The sequence below is a fragment of the Anaerococcus cruorum genome, assembly GCF_046365495.1.
GTDB lineage: Bacteria > Bacillota > Clostridia > Tissierellales > Peptoniphilaceae > Anaerococcus > Anaerococcus cruorum.
This window is the reverse complement of record NZ_JBGMEH010000002.1, coordinates 1-15245: the sequence shown is the minus strand read 5'-3', so window position 1 is coordinate 15245 and position 15245 is coordinate 1. Positions and strand designations below refer to the sequence as shown.

At 32.4% G+C, this 15245-nt stretch carries 18 protein-coding genes and 1 rRNA gene; 7 read left to right on the top strand and 12 right to left on the bottom strand.

Annotation, left to right across the window (positions count from 1 at the left end):
* Positions 1-6: 6 nt before the first annotated feature.
* A complete protein-coding gene (locus ACCQ40_RS02440; protein WP_410032468.1) occupies positions 7-1362 on the top strand; it encodes an aspartate aminotransferase family protein in 1356 nt (451 codons plus the stop codon).
* Between the two features lie 123 nt (positions 1363-1485).
* On the opposite strand, the gene ACCQ40_RS02435 is transcribed toward ACCQ40_RS02440, so the two are convergent.
* The 7 genes from ACCQ40_RS02435 to ACCQ40_RS02405 form a co-directional block, all read right to left on the bottom strand.
* Entirely contained in the window at positions 1486-2205 is a 720-nt protein-coding gene (locus ACCQ40_RS02435) for a TIGR03915 family putative DNA repair protein (protein ID WP_410032467.1), read from the bottom strand.
* A 1-nt stretch (position 2206) separates the two neighbouring features.
* Positions 2207-3448 (bottom strand): putative DNA modification/repair radical SAM protein, encoded by a 1242-nt coding sequence (locus tag ACCQ40_RS02430; RefSeq protein WP_410032466.1) that lies wholly within the window; start codon positions 3446-3448, stop codon positions 2207-2209.
* A gap of 158 nt (positions 3449-3606) precedes the next feature.
* Complete coding sequence (locus ACCQ40_RS02425; RefSeq protein ID WP_410024060.1) at positions 3607-4377, bottom strand: sugar phosphate isomerase/epimerase family protein; 771 nt, start codon at positions 4375-4377, stop codon at positions 3607-3609.
* A 1-nt stretch (position 4378) separates the two neighbouring features.
* Entirely contained in the window at positions 4379-5461 is a 1083-nt protein-coding gene (locus ACCQ40_RS02420) for an ABC transporter ATP-binding protein (RefSeq protein WP_410032465.1), read from the bottom strand.
* Positions 5462-6280 carry a carbohydrate ABC transporter permease gene (locus ACCQ40_RS02415; protein WP_410024063.1) on the bottom strand — a complete coding sequence of 273 codons (819 nt, stop codon included), beginning with the start codon at positions 6278-6280 and terminating at the stop codon, positions 5462-5464.
* Positions 6270-7142 (bottom strand): carbohydrate ABC transporter permease, encoded by an 873-nt coding sequence (locus tag ACCQ40_RS02410; protein WP_410024064.1) that lies wholly within the window; start codon positions 7140-7142, stop codon positions 6270-6272. The genes ACCQ40_RS02415 and ACCQ40_RS02410 overlap by 11 nt, the downstream gene beginning before the upstream one ends.
* A gap of 3 nt (positions 7143-7145) precedes the next feature.
* The gene (locus tag ACCQ40_RS02405) at positions 7146-8579 is read right to left on the bottom strand and encodes an ABC transporter substrate-binding protein (RefSeq protein ID WP_410032464.1); all 1434 of its coding nucleotides are present in this window, start codon (positions 8577-8579) and stop codon (positions 7146-7148) included.
* Between the two features lie 266 nt (positions 8580-8845).
* Between ACCQ40_RS02405 and ACCQ40_RS02400 the strand changes: the two genes are divergently transcribed.
* The 6 genes from ACCQ40_RS02400 (at position 8846) to ACCQ40_RS02375 (ending at position 11923) form a co-directional block, all read left to right on the top strand.
* The gene (locus ACCQ40_RS02400) at positions 8846-9397 is read left to right on the top strand and encodes a hypothetical protein (protein WP_410032463.1); all 552 of its coding nucleotides are present in this window, start codon (positions 8846-8848) and stop codon (positions 9395-9397) included.
* Positions 9398-9444: 47 nt separating this feature from the next.
* Entirely contained in the window at positions 9445-9807 is a 363-nt protein-coding gene (locus tag ACCQ40_RS02395; protein WP_410024067.1) for a hypothetical protein, read from the top strand.
* Between the two features lie 21 nt (positions 9808-9828).
* A complete protein-coding gene (locus tag ACCQ40_RS02390; protein WP_410024068.1) occupies positions 9829-10059 on the top strand; it encodes a hypothetical protein in 231 nt (76 codons plus the stop codon).
* 63 nt (positions 10060-10122) lie between these two features.
* A complete protein-coding gene (locus ACCQ40_RS02385; protein ID WP_410032462.1) occupies positions 10123-10824 on the top strand; it encodes a hypothetical protein in 702 nt (233 codons plus the stop codon).
* Positions 10825-11016: 192 nt separating this feature from the next.
* Complete coding sequence (locus tag ACCQ40_RS02380; protein ID WP_410024070.1) at positions 11017-11655, top strand: hypothetical protein; 639 nt, start codon at positions 11017-11019, stop codon at positions 11653-11655.
* A gap of 133 nt (positions 11656-11788) precedes the next feature.
* Positions 11789-11923, top strand: coding sequence for a hypothetical protein (locus ACCQ40_RS02375; protein ID WP_410032461.1), 135 nt, complete (start codon positions 11789-11791; stop codon positions 11921-11923).
* Between the two features lie 59 nt (positions 11924-11982).
* Here the strand turns inward: ACCQ40_RS02375 and ACCQ40_RS02370 are convergent, their stop codons facing one another.
* From ACCQ40_RS02370 to rrf, 5 genes are all read right to left on the bottom strand, one after another.
* Positions 11983-12393, bottom strand: coding sequence for an IS3 family transposase (locus ACCQ40_RS02370; protein ID WP_410032580.1), 411 nt, complete (start codon positions 12391-12393; stop codon positions 11983-11985).
* A 3-nt stretch (positions 12394-12396) separates the two neighbouring features.
* On the bottom strand, positions 12397-12729 hold the full coding sequence (locus ACCQ40_RS02365; protein ID WP_410032578.1) for an IS3 family transposase: 333 nt from the start codon (positions 12727-12729) through the stop codon (positions 12397-12399).
* A 110-nt stretch (positions 12730-12839) separates the two neighbouring features.
* Positions 12840-13379: a helix-turn-helix domain-containing protein gene (locus ACCQ40_RS02360; protein ID WP_410032460.1), complete on the bottom strand. Its 540-nt coding sequence runs from the start codon at positions 13377-13379 to the stop codon at positions 12840-12842.
* Positions 13380-13522: 143 nt separating this feature from the next.
* On the bottom strand, positions 13523-14170 hold the full coding sequence (locus ACCQ40_RS02355; protein ID WP_410032459.1) for a hypothetical protein: 648 nt from the start codon (positions 14168-14170) through the stop codon (positions 13523-13525).
* Between the two features lie 619 nt (positions 14171-14789).
* Positions 14790-14906: ribosomal RNA gene (gene rrf / locus ACCQ40_RS02350) — 5S ribosomal RNA — on the bottom strand.
* Positions 14907-15245 lie beyond the last annotated feature (339 nt).

The window sequence follows — 15245 nt, the reverse complement described above, 5'->3', positions numbered from 1 at the left end:
AATAGCATGCAAGAATTAAGAAATAATGAGAAATCTAAGGAAATGGTAAAAAAAGCTGATAAGGTATATGCTAGTGCAGGTCAAATTCGCTATTTTGACATATGTTTAGCCTCTGCAAAGGGAGCTATATTAAAAGACCTTGATGGTAATGAATATATAGACCTTTTAGCAACTGCCTCTGCAATGAATGTGGGCCATTCACATCCAAAAGTTTTAGAGGCCATGAGAAAACAAATGGAAAACTTACTCCATTACACACCTGCCTACTTCTACAATCCAAAGGTTGAAGAGTTGGCTAGAAAATTAATCGAATCAACTCCAGGAGATTTTGAGAAAAGAGTTATATTTGGTAACTCCGGGTCAGATTCCAATGATGCTATGATGAAATTTTCAAGGGCATATACTGGCAGACAAACCATAGTTTCATTCACAGGTGCCTATCACGGATCTACATATGGCTCTATGACCCTATCAGCAGTAAGTTTAAATATGAGAAGAAAGATGACTCCCCTAGTAGCAGGGGTAGAATATATCCCTTTTCCAAATAGCTATGACAGAAGGGAAAATGAGAGTGAAGAAGACCTAGTAAATAGATATTGGTCATATTTTGAAGATGCTTTAAATACTTATTTACCTGTTGATGAAATAGCTGGAATAATAATAGAGCCAATCCAAGGTGATGGTGGATTTTTAAAGGCTCCTCAAGCTTATATGGATAAGCTATATCAATTTACAAGAGAAAATAATATAGTATTTGCAGTAGATGAAATAAACCAAGGCCTTGCTAGGTCTGGGAAAATGTGGTCCATAGAGCATTTTGGTATAGATCCAGATATACTAACAACTGCAAAATCCCTAGCATCCGGTATGCCACTTTCTGCCATAGTTGGTAGAAAAGAAATAATGGATAGCCTAGAGGCACCAGCCCATGTATTTACAACAGCAGGAAATCCAGTTTGCTGTGCAGCTGCTCTTGCAAGCTTTGACGTGATAGAAGAAGAAAAACTTGTAGAAAAGTCTAGAAAAGATGGGGAATATGTCAGAGAACGCTTTGAAAAAATGCAAGAAAAATACCCAGTAATAGGTGATGTAAGAATATACGGATTAAATGGTGGGGTTGAACTTGTAAAGGATAGAAAAACTAAGGAGCCCGACACAGAGAGTGCTTCAAAGCTAATAACCTACTTAAAAAATAATGGTGTCTTAATGATAACAGTAAAGGGAAATGTATTAAGATTCCAACCACCACTAGTAATAACAAGAGATCAAATAGACAAGGCGCTAGATACCATAGAAAATGGACTTTCTGAGCTTGAAAAAGGAAATCTAAAGCTAGATGATGATAAAAAAATAGGCTGGTAAAATAAAAAGTAAAATGAAATATTTAAACTCAAAAGGACTAGGTTATGGTTAACCTAGTCCTTTTTGAAGACTTTGGCAAAATATAACTTAAATTAATCCTATACCACGAATTATCCTAGGACTTTAATTCTTTTCAGGCAGATATTTCCAATATTTTTTTGGCATATTTGCTTGCATTAATTTTTCATTCTTTCGCTCATCTATGCCAATCGCTTCATAAAAGCCTCGCCAGGCGTCCTTAAAAATTGCTTCTTTATCGCTATCTTCTGCATTCATTTCCAAGATTTCAACTTCCTCATATTTTCCAAACTCACAAAGACTTGCTTTATTGCGATTTTTGTCATAAATTATAAATTTCTCAGCAGGCATTCTTTTTAAAAAATGCTGGGTGATATGAAGTAAAACATCATTTTCTGGGGCTATTTCTGCAAACAAGTAGCTATCTTGGATTTCTCTAAATCTAGTAAAGCCTTTATAAGCATGGGTTTCGTGGTTAAAGTTTTTCACTATTGACCTAAAGGTTACCGCTGCTTTTTTAGGAGAAGATAGATATACATTTCCATAGATTAGACAACTTTTTATAGTAATAGCAAGGACTTCTTCCTTTTTGGGGTGGTTTGATTTAAAAACTTTAAAGGCATTTTCAAAAAATTCATCCCCTATATTTTCCTTAATTCCTATAATTACTCTCTGAGCCTTTACAAGGTCAGTTTTTATAGTTTCGCTTTCCAAAAAGTTCACCTGGTCAGTTTTAGTTTTTATCTCACACTTGCCAATTTCTTGGTACTTTTCAAATATAACTGTAAAAAGCCCATCAAAGCTCCCGTCATAATAATAAATCATTTTAAACCCCATCAAACATAGATAATTGCTGGTAATTGCTATTATCTGGAGCGCTCATTAGAGTTTTTAATTCATTTTTATTCTTAAATCTTAGTCCCCTATAGACTCCATTTACAGTTATAAAGTGTTGGGCTCTTTTGGTGGAAATTTTTAAGGCTCTCAAACTATCGTAGGTAAGTTTTCTAAATTGGCGGGCTTCTATTATGCGATTTGCATAAGTTCTGCCAAAGCCAGGCACTTTCATCAAATCATAGAAAGATGCGGTATTTATTTCTAGGGGAAATCTTTCGATATTATTAATAGCCCAGTTACTCTTTGGATCTATTGCCAAATCAAAATTTGCATCTTTTGTAGTTAGCAAATCAGCTGCTTTAAATTTGTACCCCCTCATTAAAAAATCTGCTTGATAGAGCCTATGTTCTCTTAAAAGTGGAGTTTTATCAATTCCTTCAGTTAATTTTGATTTTACTACTGGAACAAAACCTGAATAATACACACGTTTTAAGGCATAATTTTGGTATAGTTTTTCACTGGTTTTTATTATATCTAGGTCAGATTCACGACCTGCGCCAATTATCATTTGGGTGGTTTGACCTGCTGGCAAAAATTTTGGTGTATGGTTAAATTTTTTCCTATCTTCCCCATAAACCATCATTTCGTTTTTAACCTTATTCATGGGTCCTGTTATGTCAGCAATTTTTTTCTCAGGTGCTAAAAGTGATAGGGCTTTTTGAGTAGGTAGTTCTATATTTATAGACATACGGTCAACCAAAAGCCCCATTCTTTTTACCAAATCCTGGCTAGCTCCTGGGATGGCCTTCATATGAATATATCCATTAAAGTTGTATTTGTACCTTAAAAGTTCTGCAACTTTAACCAATCTTTCCATAGTATAATCAGGATTTTTTATAATTCCAGAAGATAAAAATAAACCTTCTATATAGTTTCTACGGTAAAAATTCATGGTAAGATCTGCTATTTCTTCTGGGGTAAAGCTAGCTCTTTTTGTATCATTTTCCCTACGATTTATGCAATATTCACAATTGTATATGCAGTTATTGGTCATAAGGATTTTTAAAAGCGAAATACACCTACCATCTTCAGAATAAGAATGGCATATCCCACCCATTGACCCATTACCTAGGCCTTTATTTTTATTTTTTCTATTAGATCCGCTAGATGAGCAAGATACATCATACTTGGCTGCATCCGCAAGAATCTCTAATTTTTCTCTAATATCCATAGTAATTCCTCAAAATATTTTCACTAATGGAATCTCTCGTGTGGTAAAACTTATTATACCATTTAGGTCACTTATTGTCTATAAGGATCTTTTAATAAGTAAATTAAAAAACGAGCTCATATAAGCTCGTTTCTTAAAGAGATTTTTCTTTATGGTGATCATTTTAAGTATTCAAGCAGTTGCTTAATATCTTCCACAACTATATCTTCTTTGCCTTCATAAGTTGCATTGTACTCAAGAACTATATCTGCATCTGGTGTATATTTTTTGTATAAATTTACAAAATCTTTTAATTCATCGTAATCTTCCGATACACTTAAATGTTGATCATGAAGTCCGTCATTTGTATGGATATGGTAGGAAACAATTTTTTCTGAAAGTTTTTCAATTATATTTTCTAAATTCCAACCATTGGCTTTTACATGACCAATATCTATTAGTGCATTTTCTTCCCTAATTCTTAGAGTTTGTATAAATTCTTCTTCATCAAATAGCGAATTTTTTCTTACTCCTGCATTTTCTATTACTAATGGTGTTTGAGACCAGCCCTTAATTTCATCCAAGTTTTCAAAGGCATTTTTTATCATTTCTTCTTTGTCCTCTATAGTTTTATTGTTGGTATGGAAAACTATATATTTGGGATTAAGTAATTTGTCAAATTCTAATGATTGCTTATAAAGTTCAATAGTTCTATTATACAAGTCGCTTCCTTTAGGAGCACTGTGGTCTGTTTCTAAATATGGTCCATGAAAAGTGATAGAATATTCTTTTAACTTTTCTATATTACCATTAACTTCGCTAACGAAATCTTCTGAATTATTGAAAATAAATAATTCAATTCCTACTTGATCTTTATCAAAATGATCTAGGATTTTTGTTACATTCATGACACTTTCTGGTTTGTACATATTTGTGCTTATATAAATCATCTTATCTCCTTGTAATGTTTTCCTGACTATCATAGTCAAATAGATTAATAGATTTTTCTGGAAAAGCTATATTTATTTCATCTCCCGCTCTTATTGAGTGATTCTCTGATGTAAGACATGCAGTTGCATCAGCCAAGTCAAAATAATAAGCAGTTATGGAACCTAGGTTTTCAAGATATTTTACCTTAACTCTTAAACTGTTCTCTGTGTCAGATTCTACTAATTTTATGTTTTCTGGTCTAATTCCTAGGTAATATTTTTTATTAGGAGTTGTATCAATTGATGGTAACAATTCTTCTTTTACTTTAATTCTACGTTCTTGATCAAAAATTAAATCTCCCCCATCGAAAGATACTAGGAATACATTCATTGGAGGCGAACCAATAAATTTAGCAGTAAATACATTAGACGGATTGTTATAAATTTCGTCTGGACTACCAACCATCTGAATTTTACCAGCATTCATTAAAACAATTTTTTGAGCAACTGTCATCGCTTCAACTTGATCGTGGGTTACATACACAAAGGTCATATTAAAGTTATCATGAAGTCTGACTAATTCACGACGTGCTTGAAGCCTAAGTTGAGCATCTAAGTTTGAAAGTGGTTCATCCAATAAAAGATAGGATGAGTTTTTAGCAACTGCACGTGCTAGAGCCACCCTTTGTCTTTGCCCACCGGATAATTGATTTGGTTTTCTATCGCTATATTCTTCTAGAGCTAGCATATCCAAAACATTTTTTAACCTACGTTCAATTTCACTTTTATCAACTTTATTAGCTTTTAGACCATAAGTTATATTTTCTTTTACAGTCATATGAGGATAAAGGGCATAATTTTGAAAAACCATGGAAACGTCGCGATCACCAGGAGCTACATCATTAACTACTCTATCATTCATGATTAATTTCCCGCCTGAAATTTCTTCAAGACCTGCAATCATTCTTAGAGTAGTTGATTTTCCACAGCCTGATGGACCAAGTAATATTACTCTTTCACCTGGTTCTACTTTTAGATTTAGATGGGGTATTACTACATTGTCCCCATATCTTTTTTCTACATTATCAAATATAATTTCTTTCATCTATTTTACTCCTGAACTTGCATAGGTTCCTATAATATATCTTTGGAAAATTAGATATAGAACAATTGGTAAACTCATAGTAATAACTGACACTGCCATTGCAATAGGAAAATCAGTTCCTCCTTCTGCAGACATAAACATTTGTAAAGCAAGTGGCAGAGTAAAATTATCACGTGATTTTAAAATCAAGGTTGGCCATACAAATTCATTCCACGAATTTATATAAAACATTATGCCAGATGATACTACCGCTGGAGATACAATAGGAAAAACTATATCTTTCATAATATGAAAATCGGATATATTATCCATTTTTGCAGCTTCTATTAATGATTTTGGGATGGTTCTCATAGCCTGTCTTATTAGAAATATACCTGCTACATCAGCAAACTGAGGTAAAGCTACCCCTATTAATTTATCAGCTAATCCAAGTTTTGAGATCATTAGATAATTTGGAACCATTGTTACTGTAAATGGTATAAACATTGTCATAAGCATTAGAAAATAGATAATATTTTTACCTTTAAAGTCAAAATAAACTAGACCATATGCTGCTAGTACGCTAGTTACAAGTTTAAAAATAGTAACTGTTGTTGAAATAAAAAATGAATTGCCTATTATTTTTTTTATTGGAAGTCTTTCAGCTACATATTTAAATGAATCTAATGTAGGATTTTCTGGGATAATGCCCATAATGTTATTTGCACTTTCTTGCATAGTTTTAAAAGAATTTGAAATTGCAAAAACTATTGGGAATATCATGAGTATTACGAAAATTAATAAAATTAGATGAGTTAACCATTCATTTTTAGTTTTCATAATATACTCCTTTTTCTATATATTTATATTCCAAGAATAATAAAACAGCAAAAATAAGCATAGTTATCATAGATAAAGCCGAACTTACTCCTGTTCTATAATACACAAAAGCCTCATGATATGATTGGTAAATCAAATTTGATGAAGCATAGTTTGGCCCCCCTTGAGTAACCACTTTTATCGGCGTAAATATATATTGTAGTCCTTGAACAATTGATGTAATTAGGACATAAATACCTGTTGCTGATGACATTGGTATTACAATGTCAGTAAATAATTTAAAATTACTAATTCCTTCTAGTTTTGCAGCCTCTATTACTGAAGTGTCTACTCCCAATATTCCTCCCAAAAGAACAATATAGTTATATCCAAAACTCTTCCACGAAGCTATTAATGATAGCCCTGCTATTACCCAACCATCAGTTTTTGACCAATTTGGCATAGCAAGTCCTATCTTTTTAAGAATGATTGCCACAGGTCCTGCTACTGGGTTTAGAATCCAGACAAAAAGTATTGAACCTATAACTAGTGACAATATAGAAGGCAGAAAGAATGCTTTTTTATAGAAATTTTGCAATTTACTAATCATAAAACGGGATATAAAGGCTAATATATAGGGAATGACAAAATTCATCAAAAGCATAATAATTATATAAATAAATGTATTTATAAAAATTTTTCGTAAAATTGGATCACTTAATACAAGTGTATAATTAGATAAACCTACAAATTGCTTTGTAGGTTTAATCATATTCCAATCGAAAAAACTTAAATACAAGGTATATAGAAATGGTGCGAAGACAAATACTGCAAAAGCAAGTAATGCCGGAAGCATTAATATATATGGTTTAAGTTTTTTCATTTTTTACTCCATTATGCGGTTAATTTCCTCTTGAGCTTGGGTCATAGCATCTTTTGCTGATTGTTGACCGCCGAATATTTTATCTCTCATGTCAAGAAGCATTTGTTCAGCTTGTAGTCCTGCATCACCTGGGAATGAAGCCCATGGTGCTACATATGGCATTTGTTCTATAGCTGGTTTCATGAGTTCATTTTCAGCTAAGAAATCTTTAAGTCCATTTGGATCTTCATCAACACCTTTTCTTGGAGGAACATATCCAGTTCCTTCAGTCCAAGCTGCCATTGATTCTACGCTATAAAGGAACTTTTCAAATTCCCATGCAGCTGCAATCTGTTTTGGATCTTTTGCTGTGATTGCAAGCATTGATCCTCCTGCAGGTAACTTTCTTTCTTTATCTCCAAATGTTGGTGAAAGTGTTGTTTCTACTTTAAATTGAGCACCCTTTTCTACTGCAGCTCTTTTCGCTATTGTTGTGTAGTACAAAGCTATTTCTCCATTAGTAAAGGCTTGAAGTCCTTCATCAAATCCAAGATGAGCTGCTGATTTATCTTCATTTAGCATATCAGCCATAAGTTGCATAGCTTCAAAGCCTTCTTCTGTTGCAAAAACTGCTTTTGGTTGGCCATCAACTAATTCAATCATTTTTCCACCATTTGATTCAATCATTGCTTGTTGAGCCCAGAAGTCAGCTGGTTCTTGCTCATAGAAACCATATTTTCCAGTTTTTTCAGTCACTATTTTTGCATATTCTCTAATTTCTTCCCAAGTTTGTGGAGTTTTGTCGCCTAGGCCAGCTTCTTGCATTAAATCTCTATTTATATATAATACAGGGTTTGATAGAGAGTATGGAATGCCTACTTGGTCTCCATTGTTGTTTACAGCTAGATCAAGAACGTTAGGTAAGAAATTTTCTGTTAAGAAGTCTTTGTCATCTGGTGCGTATTGATCGATTGCATCTTGTGGTGACACATACTCAAAGTTATTTGAGAAGTATTCAAGAAAAGCCCAACCAACTTGGACAATATCAGGTGTCTTACCAGCTGCTTGCTCAGCTTGTAAATTTTGCATTAGCCCTTTATACATATCTGGGTTAAATCTAGCTACTACTTGGATATCATCATGTTCTTCATTGAATTTGTTTACTAGTTCTTCAACAGTTGTTCCACCTTGAGTTTCGGCGTTTACATGCCAGTACTCAATTGTAGTTACCTCTCCGTTATTTTCTTTAGTAGTTTCAGATGTTTCTTTATTATCTTCAGTAGCTACTTCACTTGATTCTTTATTATCTGTATTATCTGTATTATTATTTTCTACAGTTTGAGTTGTTGAATCAGAAGCGATATCATTTGTGGTGGTTTGATTATTACCACAAGCACTAAAACTTGCTAACATAAGTATACTTAGAGCAAGATTTGATAATTTTTTTATATTGACCACATTTTTCTCCTTTATCAATTATTATGTGTACATTTTAATTATTATTTATAAATTTAGTTTCAAATCAATGTAAAATACTTGTAAAATATTTGTGCGTTAATAATAAACATAAAATAGAAAAATAAATGATAGAAATTAACTACTTTTGCATTTTTTAACCATCATAAAACTTTACCTTGAAAAATTACTAGTTAACTTTCTTTGCAAAGCGGATATATCTTCTGTAATAATAGGTTGATAGTGCTTATCATTTGAAGGAGAAGGGTATGCTTTTACAAAAATTTAGAAATGTAGTTTTTGCTTCAATTATCGTTGCTAGCTTGGCTTCTTGCGCGAATCAAGGTGCTAATGATAATTCTATGCAAGTATCTAGTAAAAATCAGCAAAAAATAGAAGAATCTCAAAGTGGAAATGTTACAGAAAATCAAGATGAAAGTGATAAAAGCAATATAAGTGGTGTTAATCTTACTGAAGATGGTACTTATATTGCAAGCTTTGATACAGGTAAAGAAGGTAGTGAGAAATATCAGGATTACAAACTTAAAATCCAAGATGACACTCTAACTGTAGATGGTCCTTTGCAATTTATAGCAAGTGGTGGATCTGATGATGATATTAAAAGTCTAGATGAGCAAAAAAATGTATTTACAATTGACCAAAGTACTTCATTCCAAGTCCAAGATACTTACACCCAAGAAAATCACAGCCAAGAAGAATTCCAGCAAATTTTTGAGGAAACTAAGGGCAAACAAATTGCCCTTTTCGTGGAAGTACTTAATGGAAAGGCAATAGTGGTAAATCTGTGTTACAAATCATAGTATAGATTTTATATAAATAATTTGAAGGATATTTTAAGGAGGATTTTATGAAATTTAGGAAAATGAAAAGTACAATGCTAGCGGCACTTATGTTTACAAGTTTTACCGCTTGTGCAAATAATGAAAATCCCGCAGATACAAATTCCCCAGAAAATCAAGCCCAGCAACAAGCTGAAAGTACAGAAGAAGATACTCAAAACACTGATCAAAATCCAGAAGAAATTACTGATAATGAAGAAAGTTCTAATGAAAATACAGAAATAAATATCCCAGAAGCTGTAAATCTAACTGATGATGGATCTTATACTACAAGTCTAATCCCTGGCAGAGAAGGCGAAAGAGAAGCAGACGGATCTTGGGCAAATGTTTACGACATGGAAATTCAAGGGGATTATTTAATTGTAAAGTGATCTTTGGACTATGCTGAGCCTATGCGATCTGAAGAAGGAACAATCCCTATTGACAATCAAATAAGCGTATTTAAAATCAACGACAATTCTAACTTTTTCTCAAGAATTGGCCGTACAGACATAAGTGAGCATAGCCCAGAGGATTTTATAAAATATTACAATGAAAACAAGGATGAACAAGAGTCCCTTTTTATAGAAGTAAGAGAAGGGATTTTATATGAATTGATGATGGTTTCTGGTGAACAAAATTAAAAATTATCAATTTTAGATTTATTTTTCCTAAAAAAAGGGTAAAATAAGTTAAGGAGGATTAAAATGAAAATTAATACTTTTAACAAAACACTACTTGCAGCTTTCATGGCCGTTAGCCTTGCCGCATGTACAAACTCAGGAACTCCTGAATCAAGTGCAGCTGAAAATAAAGCCGTAAGCACAGAAGCAAGTGAAGAAAATAAAGATATAATTGAAGAATCAATAACAGAAGATAGCGAAAATAACAAAGCTGCAAAAGAAAATGAATCTGTTGGCAAAAGTGAAGAAAAAGACTCACAAAATGCAGATAAAGAGGAAGAAAAAGATTCAACAATTGATGTAAAAAAAGAAGAAGAAGCCCAAGCATCAAATGAAGAGCAAAGCCAAGAAAATAATGACATCAAATACGAAGAGCGTGATGGACTTTATTTCTCTAGTCTAGCATCTTCAAAAAATGGAGAACGTGACGAAGAATTCAATTCTCCATATCTTGCAAATCTAAAAATTGAAGGCGACACATTAACTGTTGATGGAACTATCGATTATTTGGTAAATCCAGAAGATTTTGAAAGTGCTGAAAATGCATCTTACAATTTCAAGCTTAGCGATGATGTAACCCTTCAAGCTGTTGGTGGACTTGCAGAACCAGAATACTTCTCAAAAGAAGAATTCGTTGAATATTACCAAAAAGTTAAAGATTCAGGTTTAGCATTAAAAATCGAAGTAAAAGATGGAGTTGTAACAATAGTTTCATTTGCTTCATAAAATAAGCTCTTAAAGGTGATGTAGAAATACATCGCCTTTTTCTATGCCTATTTTAGTGAAAATTAAAATCATTGCTTTAAAAAAATTAATCCGGGTATAGAAATAATAAGTTTATATATTAAAGTATATAGATTATAATTAACATATTACTTTATCTTTTAATATTTCTATCAAAAATGAAAGGAGGAAAATATGAAAAACAAAATAAAGTTGGCCTTACTACTTTTATTATCCCTTAGCTTTTTAGGAGCATGTAACAATCAAGATACATCTTCAAAGCCAGACATAAAAAATGAATCGACTGTCTCAGAAGCCGAAAATGAAGTAACTGATAAAAAGGAAAAAATTACTGAAAATAAAGAATCCAATCAAGTTTCCAAAGATAAAGAAAAAGAAGAAGTTGATAATAAAGACTTAAAAACTTCGGAAGAAAATCAAGATGAAGAAAATGATAAAAATCAGTTAGATCAAGCATCCATAGATAAAGACGACTTATTCGAAGAAATCAAAAACGAAAATATTAAAGTAATAAAAGTTCATATGCAGACAAATATAGAAGATACCTATCCAAATAGAACAGAAAATGCAAGCTTTATTGCAGAGCCAGTTTATGATGAAAATCAAAAAATTATAAAGGGTGATACAAAAAAAGAATTGAGCAATGGTTACCTACAAGAAATAAAATTTGTTGAAAATGATGATAGCCGTGCCATGATTTTAGAAAGACTACCCGGAGAAGAAGAAACAAGTGTTTCAGATGTCGAAATTGAATCCTATGACATAAAACCAGACTCACCGCCTAGTTCAAGCTATAATGGATATGAAAGATGACCTAGAAGTTAGCGAGGAGGCTGATGCTTACAAATGAAATCTTAAGGATAAGACTCTGGGTGTAATTAAATATGTCCAAGAAGAATATATAATTAATGTAAGTAATCTTGAGCAAAATCAGATTGAAAAAACTGTGGAAGTTGAAATAGATAAAGAGGTTAAGCTACTTAAAAAATGTGCCCTAAGCCTTAAACCAAAAGTTAAAGAATTAGAAGGCAACAAGCTTACAGCAGAAACAACCCTAAGTGACCATGAATTAGAAAATTAAAACAAAAAAGAGTCCCAAAATGAGCTGAACCCGTAAACACGGAATAACTTAATAATATTTTAAGCGGAATGTAATCTGTAAACAATAGGTGACATTCCGTTTAATTTTGTCTTTATCCTGTCTTCGTTGTACCATTTGATATATGATTCTATTTCTTTTCTTAATTGTTTATAATTCTTAAACTCTACACCATAGTACATTTCTTGTTTGAGTATACCAAAGAAGTTCTCCATTGGTGAATTGTCTAAACAGTTCCCTTTTCTTGACATACTTTGTTTTATGTTTAGTTTCTTAAGCTTGTTAGACCATGAACTATGTTGATAATGAAACCCCTGGTCTGAGTGTATTACTAGTTCATTACTTTCTTCTATTCTTTTAGTTGCTTCTTCTAACATTGTATTTGTTAGTTTAATCGTTGGCTTATGACTTAGTGTATAGCTAATTATCTCACTATTGTATACATCTAGTATCGGTTATAGATAAAGTCTTTTCTCATTTTCTTTGATTCCAAATTCTGTTACATCTGTTAACCATAACTTATTAGGTTTTTTAGCTTTAAAGTTACGGTTTACTATATTAGGAGCTACTTTACCTACTTGTCCCTTGTATGATGAGTATTTCCTTGATCTAGTTTTAAATTTAGTACATAAGAGTCCTTCTTGTCTCATTATTCTTAATACTCTTTTATGATTTACTCTTAAACCTTTGTTCCTTAGGACTTTACATACTCTTCTGTATCCATATCTACCTTTAGTTTCTTTAACAACTGATTTGATTTCTTCTCTGACTTTCTTATCTTTGTCTATTGGATTTTCTAATTTAATCTTCCATTCATAGTATGAGGATTTAGGAAGTTTAGCTACTTTTATCCATTCACTTGCTTTACTTTCAGGATATTCTTTAAGAAACTTAAGGATTATCTTTGTTTTTTCCTTGCTTCTGCTTCCTCTTCCAGTAGCAAGGCTTGAAACTTTTTTTCGAATAGTATTTGCATCTTTAAATATTTGTTTTCTTCTCTAAGTCTGATTAATTCTTCTCTTTCAGACTCTTCTATCGGTTTTTCATTCTTAGCTTTCTTATCTGATTTAGACATTTCTTTCTTAGGCCTTCCTATGTTATTTTCTAACCCAGACAAACCACGTTCTCGATATGCTCTTTCCCAGTTACATATTACTGATCCATTGCTGATATTAAAGTATTCTGCGGTTTCTCTGTATGAAGTATTATTGATTTGCCTATATTGTATTACAGATAACTTAAATTCACTAGTATATTTATTGATATTTTGCTTTTTAATTAAGTTATCAAAACCTCCTGACTTGTATTTGTTAACCCAATTTTTCATTGTTGAATTAGGGAGCTTATATTTTTTGGCAATTAATTTTTGACCACCATACTCTCCTGATAAGTATTCTGATACTAGCTTAATTTTAAATTTTTTTGTATATTTTGGCATGAAAAAACCCCTCCATCCGTATTCCGGATTTTGGGGTGCAGCTCAAAAAGGGACTCTTTTTTAAATTATCCACCAAGGATAAAAGCAAAAGCAAATTGATAACCAGCTCTAGTTGCAAGATTTATAGAATTAACATGAGAAAACTAACTAGTATATATAACTGTAATGTCAGTATTTTCTTTGTTTGCCAGTACAGCTAGATTATTGATTAAAATTGGAGTAACTTCTTTGTATTTAGGAGAAAAATCAAATTTCTCAACGCCAATATCCCACAAATATTTTGAATTTCGACTTACTCCAGCAATAGCAATCAGTTTTTCATCATCATAATAGGATAAGACAAGCTTATCATCAGATGCCCCGTCATCACATGAAAAGGCAAATTTAACTAAACCCTTAAATTTATCATAATCCTTTTTATCAATTCTTTTAAATTCATAATCACTTTCAAACTTTGTAAAATTAAGCCTAGGAGCCATAATAGGACCCATATTTTTTAAAAACATATCATACTTTTTCAAAATATTTTGTAATTTAAAAATATTGTCCATTTCCATAAACCAAGGAGCAGGAAAATCAAAATAAGTTTCCTCTAATTCATCCAATAATCTTTTGTCAAAAGAACGAACCAATAAAGAATTACCCACACAATTAATAGCAAGCTTATCCTGGTTGTAATACAAAAAATCAGTATTGGGTTCATTATAAATAAAGTGATTTTTACCATCAAGTAAAGTTTCTATATTATTGTCAAAATCATTTTCTAATTGCCTTGTTAAATTTAAATCCATATAAGTCCCCCCCCCATATTTTCTGACTGCAAAAGACTATATCTCCTACGTTTTTATATTATTAATAAAAGTTAATTATACTTTAATTATCGTACACATTTTTAAAAAAATAATCCAGACAAGCTAGGCTTATCCGGATTATAAATTTTTATTTTTCTAACACAAAAATTTGAAGTTTAAGCACATCATACCATGAATCCTTTGATTCTGCATATCTTATGAAAGCGTAAGAATTTGCGAAAGCAAATTGGTTTAGTGTCAGGTATATGCATTTATACTAAAAAAGACCTAGTCCATAGACTAAGTCTTAATTATTTAGCAACTTCCTACTCTACCGGGCTTAAATATGCCTTGATTTGGCATATTTAAGGCTAAAACTGAGTGCGGAGCACGTGAGAGTTTGCGTTAGCAAACGAGTTTTAACGGATTACCCTCCGAGTACCATCGGCGTTAGTAAGCTTAACTTATGTGTTCAGTATACATAAACACCTGTTGATTTTGGATGTTTATACCGAAAACGAAGTGCTCTAGCACAGAAGAGCTTCTAAAATAAGTGGGTTTTCGTGTCAGGTGTATTATGTAAATAAAAAGAACTGGTCATCTGACCAGCTCTTAATTTATTTGGCGATTTCTTACTCTACCGGGAGGTTACCCTCCGAGTACCATCAGCGTAATGAGGCTTAACTTCTGTGTTCGGTATGGGAACAGGTGTATCCCTCATGCCATCATCACCATATTATATTTTCTTGACCTAACCTGAAAACTTGTTTTCGTTGGTAAGTCAAATGTCGCGAAATAGAAAACATGCTGTTCGCACGCTATAGGACTGATTTCGTTCTGAAGCCAACCTGCCAATTTTAAAGTTTAGGTTGGTATTTATGAACCTATTAAATAGCCGCTCAGTTAAACTTACCATTATATGGATTTATTATCCATACGGTTGGTTCGTAAGTGTCTGCCAAGCTTAAGACCATAGGCCTTAACCGTTGGGACACTCTGAACGAGGACCTACCATCAATTTGCCTTGCAAATTGGGTTAGGTCTCTCAACAATATTTCCAGTCAAGATTTAAAGT

Bases quoted from the DNA above. Each gene is read 5' to 3' on its own strand.
- ACCQ40_RS02420 (WP_410032465.1), bottom strand. From the start codon at position 5,461: ATGAAAGAAATTATATTTGATAATGTAGAAAAAAGATATGGGGACAAT.
- ACCQ40_RS02440 (WP_410032468.1), top strand. From the start codon at position 7: ATGCAAGAATTAAGAAATAATGAGAAATCTAAGGAAATGGTAAAAAAA.
- ACCQ40_RS02410 (WP_410024064.1), bottom strand. From the start codon at position 7,142: ATGAAAAAACTTAAACCATATATATTAATGCTTCCGGCATTACTTGCT.
- ACCQ40_RS02415 (WP_410024063.1), bottom strand. From the start codon at position 6,280: ATGAAAACTAAAAATGAATGGTTAACTCATCTAATTTTATTAATTTTC.
- ACCQ40_RS02430 (WP_410032466.1), bottom strand. From the start codon at position 3,448: ATGGATATTAGAGAAAAATTAGAGATTCTTGCGGATGCAGCCAAGTAT.
- ACCQ40_RS02400 (WP_410032463.1), top strand. From the start codon at position 8,846: ATGCTTTTACAAAAATTTAGAAATGTAGTTTTTGCTTCAATTATCGTT.
- ACCQ40_RS02360 (WP_410032460.1), bottom strand. From the start codon at position 13,379: ATGCCAAAATATACAAAAAAATTTAAAATTAAGCTAGTATCAGAATAC.
- ACCQ40_RS02385 (WP_410032462.1), top strand. From the start codon at position 10,123: ATGAAAATTAATACTTTTAACAAAACACTACTTGCAGCTTTCATGGCC.
- ACCQ40_RS02395 (WP_410024067.1), top strand. From the start codon at position 9,445: ATGAAATTTAGGAAAATGAAAAGTACAATGCTAGCGGCACTTATGTTT.
- ACCQ40_RS02435 (WP_410032467.1), bottom strand. From the start codon at position 2,205: ATGATTTATTATTATGACGGGAGCTTTGATGGGCTTTTTACAGTTATA.
- ACCQ40_RS02355 (WP_410032459.1), bottom strand. From the start codon at position 14,170: ATGGATTTAAATTTAACAAGGCAATTAGAAAATGATTTTGACAATAAT.
- ACCQ40_RS02390 (WP_410024068.1), top strand. From the start codon at position 9,829: ATGCGATCTGAAGAAGGAACAATCCCTATTGACAATCAAATAAGCGTA.
- ACCQ40_RS02380 (WP_410024070.1), top strand. From the start codon at position 11,017: ATGAAAAACAAAATAAAGTTGGCCTTACTACTTTTATTATCCCTTAGC.
- ACCQ40_RS02425 (WP_410024060.1), bottom strand. From the start codon at position 4,377: ATGATTTATATAAGCACAAATATGTACAAACCAGAAAGTGTCATGAAT.